This window comes from Tissierella sp. (assembly GCF_052089545.1).
Classification (GTDB): domain Bacteria; phylum Bacillota; class Clostridia; order Tissierellales; family Tissierellaceae; genus Tissierella_A.
In genome coordinates this window covers 1-4,720 of sequence record NZ_JBQDAA010000178.1, presented here as the reverse complement: position 1 = coordinate 4,720, position 4,720 = coordinate 1, and the positions used below count along the sequence as shown (strand labels likewise).

Sequence of the window (4,720 nt, the reverse complement as noted above, 5' to 3'; positions counted from 1 at the left end):
TAAAATTTAAATAATTAATTTTTTGGCTAGGTTAAAGTTTCGTGAATAATTCAGGATTAATTATAATTATAGCATATATATATGATTAATTCAAACAAAGGTTCTTTTTTGATGAAATCGCTTGACAAAGAACAAGAGTTTGTGTATTATATAAGTATAGAACGATTGTTCAGAACTTTTGTGCGAGGTGTATATCATGAAAAAATATAAAATTGTAAATAAGATTAGGTTTTATGGATTTGTTATTGTTGTTGTATATATTTCTTTTTCTATGCTTTGGTTTTTCAAATCTTTTAGCAGAGCTGAAGATGTTTCTTCTAATCTAAATTATGAAGAAATATATGTGCAATCTGGTGATACTGTTTGGAGTATTGCTTTAGATCATAATCATATAAATACTGACCCAAGAGATATAGTTACGGAAATAAGAACTCTTAATAATTTAGATGATGTAATAATAAAACCAGGAGACAAAATTAAAATTCCTTCAATAAAAAAATAGCCTTATTTTGAATAGGGCTATTTTTTTCTATTTGACAATGGATTGCTTTTAACAGCATCTCTTAATCTATCATTGTCAATGTGAGTATATATTTGAGTTGTTGCTACAGACTCGTGACCTAAAATCTCCTGAAGAGCTCTTATATCTACGTTACCATACTTATACATTAGAGTAGCAGCTGTATGTCGTAGTTTATGGGTTGAATAGATGCTAGTATCTAAGCCAATTTCTTTTAAATATTTATCTATCATATGCTGTATAGCTCTGTTACTTAATCTGTTTTTTTGTTTGCTTATAAATAAAGCTTTATTATCTTTTGTTTTTTTAGGCCTAACTATTAGATAATCATCTATGGCTTCACTACAAGCGTTATTTAAAAAAATAGTTCTTTCTTTGTTACCTTTTCCTATTACTGTAAGTGTATCATCATCTTTTATTTTATTGATATCTATACTAGATAACTCTGATAATCTCAGTCCACAATTTAAAAAGATCATAATTATAGCATAGTCTCTTTTACTATATTCTTCATTTTTATTAGCTAAAGCTGCATTCAACAACTCATTAGATTGTTCTAAAGTAAGATACACAGGAAGCCTAGAGTTTGATTTAGGAGACTCCAGCTGGAGGGCCGGGTTTTCATCAATAAGCTTTAATTTAGAATATAGATAATCAAAGAAAGATCTAAGAGAAGCAACCTTTCTTGATTTTGTGAGATTTTTATTATTGCGTTTTCTATCAACATAAGATATGTAAGAATGCAAATCTTGTATAGTAACTTTTTTTATTAATTCAATATCAACATCTTCAATATCAATATCTCTAAATTCTGTTTTTCTATCAATTAGTCCATATCTTATTTTTAAAAATTTAAAGAAGGTTCTTAAATCCAAAAAATATTCTTTTGTTGTGTTTGATGATATTCCTTTGATAAATTCCATATAATTTAAATAATCATCAAGTATAGTTGGTATTTCTGACATAAACATCATCCTTTCTATCTTTTTCTAACATTAGTCACAAAATAACTATTTTGTGACTAATGTTAGATACAATAAATAAATTTATAAATTTATTTATTGTATCTAACGCAAAACAAGCCACAAAATAAGCTACGTCGACAAATGAGGGTGCATTCCAGTCAATAGCATTGCAAAACAAGAAAACCGTACACAGGCCATTTAAAGCTGCTATAATGCCCTTCTTATGAATTCTATTCTAATAGAGATTTAATTCTATTAATGCCCTCTTTTATGTTATCTAGTGAAGTCGCATACGATAATCTAACATAATTATCATCTCCGAATGCTATTCCAGGCACTACAGCAACTTTTGCTTTATCCAATAAAAGATTACTAAAATCTAAAGAATTTTTGATAATTGTTCCTTCAATGTTTTTATCGAGCAATTTTGAAAAATTTACCATTACATAAAAAGCGCCTTCTGGATTTATGCAACTTAATTCATCTATATTATTTATAGCTTCAACGATATAATTTTTTCTTGTAGCAAACTGTTTGTTTATATCTAAAATCTTTGATTGATCTCCAGTTAAAGCTTCTAAGCTTGCATATTGTGATATAGAACAAGGATTAGATGTAGAATGGCTTTGAATGTTGTTCATTCCTTCTATTATATCTTTATGAGCTGCAGCATATCCAATTCTCCAACCAGTCATAGCATAAGCTTTAGATACTCCATTTATAGTTATTGTTATTTTTTTAACATCCTCATTTAATGAAGCAATTGAAGTATGTTTTATATCATTATAAATCAATTTTTCATATATTTCATCAGATAATATAAATATATTATTATCAACTGCCCAATTGGCTATATCCAATAATTCAGCCTTGGTATATACAGAACCTGTAGGATTATTTGGAGTATTTAATATAAGAACCTTTGTTTTAGGAGTTTTAGCCTTATTTAAGGCATTGATTGTAAATTTAAAATTGTCTTCTGAATTAGTTTTAATAAACACAGGAACTCCTCCAGAGAGCTTAACCATTTCAGGATAACTCACCCAATATGGAATTCCAATTATAACCTCATCACCAGGATTAAGTATTGTCATCAATGTATTATATATAGAATGTTTAGCTCCATTAGAGACTATTATATTTTCAATATTATAGTCTAAATAATTATCTTTTTTTAGCTTAGAACATATAGCCTTTTTAAGTTCATTTATCCCAGATGAAGCTGTATATTTTGTTAAACCTTCTTTAATAGCTCTTATACCTTTCTTTTGAATATTTTCAGGTGTATTGAAATCAGGTTCACCTATACTAAAGTTAATTATATCTATACCTTGATCTTTCATATTTTTTGTTTTGGAAGAAATACCTAAAGTTAGTGATGGCTGAGTATTAAGTACTTTATTTGATAATCTAGATTTCATAATTTATAAATACCTCCTGGTAAATTTATTTTTCACCATATATATCTTTTAACACACTTTTTATAATAATTAAAGAATCATTGAAAGAAGATCTATGTTTTAATACAAGATTATTATAATGCTTTATTCCTGAATCTGTAATTTTATATCTCCTTATAGATCTTTTAGTGGGTTCATCCCACCATCCTTCAATATAAGATGAAGATTCAAGCTCTCTTAAAAGTGGATAAATCATTCCTGGACTTGGACTCCATTTTAAATCTACTCTTTTACTTATTTCATCTTTCAATTCATTACCATAATAATGTTTTTCGTTTAACAAATGTAATATATAAATCTTAACAAATGTTGTAGTACCAATTGTAGTTGGGAATTGGCGTTGTCTTTTCCCTTTATACAAACTCATTTATATCAGCTCCTTAATTCGTGAGACTTCGTATTCACCTACAAAATATTTTCCCAAAAGCAATTCTTTACCTATTTTATCACCATGGAAATCCGATCCTCCAGTTATTAATAAATTATTTTCGTGGGAGAAGGCTTTAAAGAAATCAACATCTTTTTGTGAGTGTTTCGACTGTATACATTCAATACCCTGTATTCCTTTTTTTATACAATAATTAATTATTGTTTCTTTATTTTTCAATATACCAGGATGTGCTAATATGGCTACTCCATCTGCTTTATGGATCAAATTTATAGACTCATTTATGCTAAGTGCTTTTCTTTCTACATATGCTTTAGCATTCATGTTTAAATATTTATCGAAAGCTTCATATACAGAAGAAACATAGTTTTTATTTACTAAGGTTCTTGTTATATTAGCCCGACCTACAAAATCCTTTTTACTTAAATTTTGAACTTCATCTACATTTATATCAATATTTAATTTTCTTAGCTTTTCTATTATCTTTTTACCTCTTTGAATCCTATTTGATTTAAGTAATCTTGTCGCATTTAATATTTCTTTAGATTTATAATTAATAAAATATCCAAGGATATGAACTTCTTCACCATTATAAAGACACCCTAATTCTATCCCAGGTATAATTTTGAAGTTTTTATATTGTTTACTATATTCTATTGCTTCTTCAATGCCATCAACTGTATCATGATCAGTTATAGCAATGCCATTTAAGTTTCTTTCGATAGACAAGTCTATGACTTTATTGGGTGTAAATTTACCATCGGAATAGTTAGTATGAACATGTAAATCAAATTTCATATTTATTACCACCTCTTTCTTTAAACAATATAAAAGAAACCTGCCTAGGCAGGTTTCTTTTATATTGTTTAAATTTATATTAATCTATTAAATTAAATATTATTTTGCATATTCAATAGATCTAGTTTCTCTAATAACATTTACTTTGATTTGTCCAGGATAGTCTAGTTCACTTTCTATTCTCTTTACTATTTCTCGTGCTGTATGAATAGTATTAGCCTCGTTCACTTCTTCTGGTTTAACCATAATTCTTATTTCTCTACCAGCTTGAATAGCAAATGATTTTTCTACTCCTTCAATTGAATTAGCAATATCCTCAAGTTTTTCTAATCTTCTAACATAATTTTCTAAAGACTCTCTTCTAGCTCCTGGTCTAGCAGCAGAAATAGCATCAGCTGCTTGTACTAATATAGCTTCTATCGTAGTAGCTTCTAAGTCACCATGATGTGCTGCTATACCATGGACTACTTCCCTAGATTCTCTATATTTCTTAGCTAAGTCTACCCCTATATCTACATGAGGACCTTCAATTTCATGGTCTACAGCCTTGCCTATATCATGAAGTAATCCTGCTCTGCTTGCTATTCTA

6 protein-coding genes are annotated in these 4,720 nt (G+C 28.1%); 1 reads left to right on the top strand and 5 read right to left on the bottom strand.

The features are described from left to right. The first annotated feature begins 196 nt into the window (after positions 1–196). A complete protein-coding gene (gene yneA, locus ACTHW2_RS10850; protein WP_442263937.1) occupies positions 197–502 on the top strand; it encodes a cell division suppressor protein YneA in 306 nt (101 codons plus the stop codon). A 17-nt stretch (positions 503–519) separates the two neighbouring features. On the opposite strand, the gene ACTHW2_RS10845 is transcribed toward yneA, so the two are convergent. The 5 genes from ACTHW2_RS10845 to ACTHW2_RS10825 form a co-directional block, all read right to left on the bottom strand. Beyond that, positions 520–1,485 (bottom strand): tyrosine recombinase XerC, encoded by a 966-nt coding sequence (locus ACTHW2_RS10845; RefSeq protein WP_442263936.1) that lies wholly within the window; start codon positions 1,483–1,485, stop codon positions 520–522. A gap of 230 nt (positions 1,486–1,715) precedes the next feature. Beyond that, positions 1,716–2,906 (bottom strand): pyridoxal phosphate-dependent aminotransferase, encoded by a 1,191-nt coding sequence (locus tag ACTHW2_RS10840; RefSeq protein ID WP_442263935.1) that lies wholly within the window; start codon positions 2,904–2,906, stop codon positions 1,716–1,718. 25 nt (positions 2,907–2,931) lie between these two features. Beyond that, positions 2,932–3,312 carry a PadR family transcriptional regulator gene (locus ACTHW2_RS10835; RefSeq protein ID WP_442263934.1) on the bottom strand — a complete coding sequence of 127 codons (381 nt, stop codon included), beginning with the start codon at positions 3,310–3,312 and terminating at the stop codon, positions 2,932–2,934. Beyond that, positions 3,313–4,131, bottom strand: a complete 819-nt coding sequence (locus tag ACTHW2_RS10830; RefSeq protein WP_442263933.1) for a PHP domain-containing protein — start codon at positions 4,129–4,131, stop codon at positions 3,313–3,315. Between the two features lie 99 nt (positions 4,132–4,230). Next, on the bottom strand, positions 4,231–4,720 hold a 490-nt coding region (locus ACTHW2_RS10825), incomplete at its 5' end, for an HD domain-containing protein (protein WP_442263932.1).

Excerpts from the sequence above, each read along its gene's own strand:
- yneA (WP_442263937.1), top strand. The coding sequence starts at position 197 with ATGAAAAAATATAAAATTGTAAATAAGATTAGGTTTTATGGATTTGTT.
- ACTHW2_RS10845 (WP_442263936.1), bottom strand. The coding sequence starts at position 1,485 with ATGTCAGAAATACCAACTATACTTGATGATTATTTAAATTATATGGAA.
- ACTHW2_RS10840 (WP_442263935.1), bottom strand. The coding sequence starts at position 2,906 with ATGAAATCTAGATTATCAAATAAAGTACTTAATACTCAGCCATCACTA.
- ACTHW2_RS10835 (WP_442263934.1), bottom strand. The coding sequence starts at position 3,312 with ATGAGTTTGTATAAAGGGAAAAGACAACGCCAATTCCCAACTACAATT.
- ACTHW2_RS10830 (WP_442263933.1), bottom strand. The coding sequence starts at position 4,131 with ATGAAATTTGATTTACATGTTCATACTAACTATTCCGATGGTAAATTT.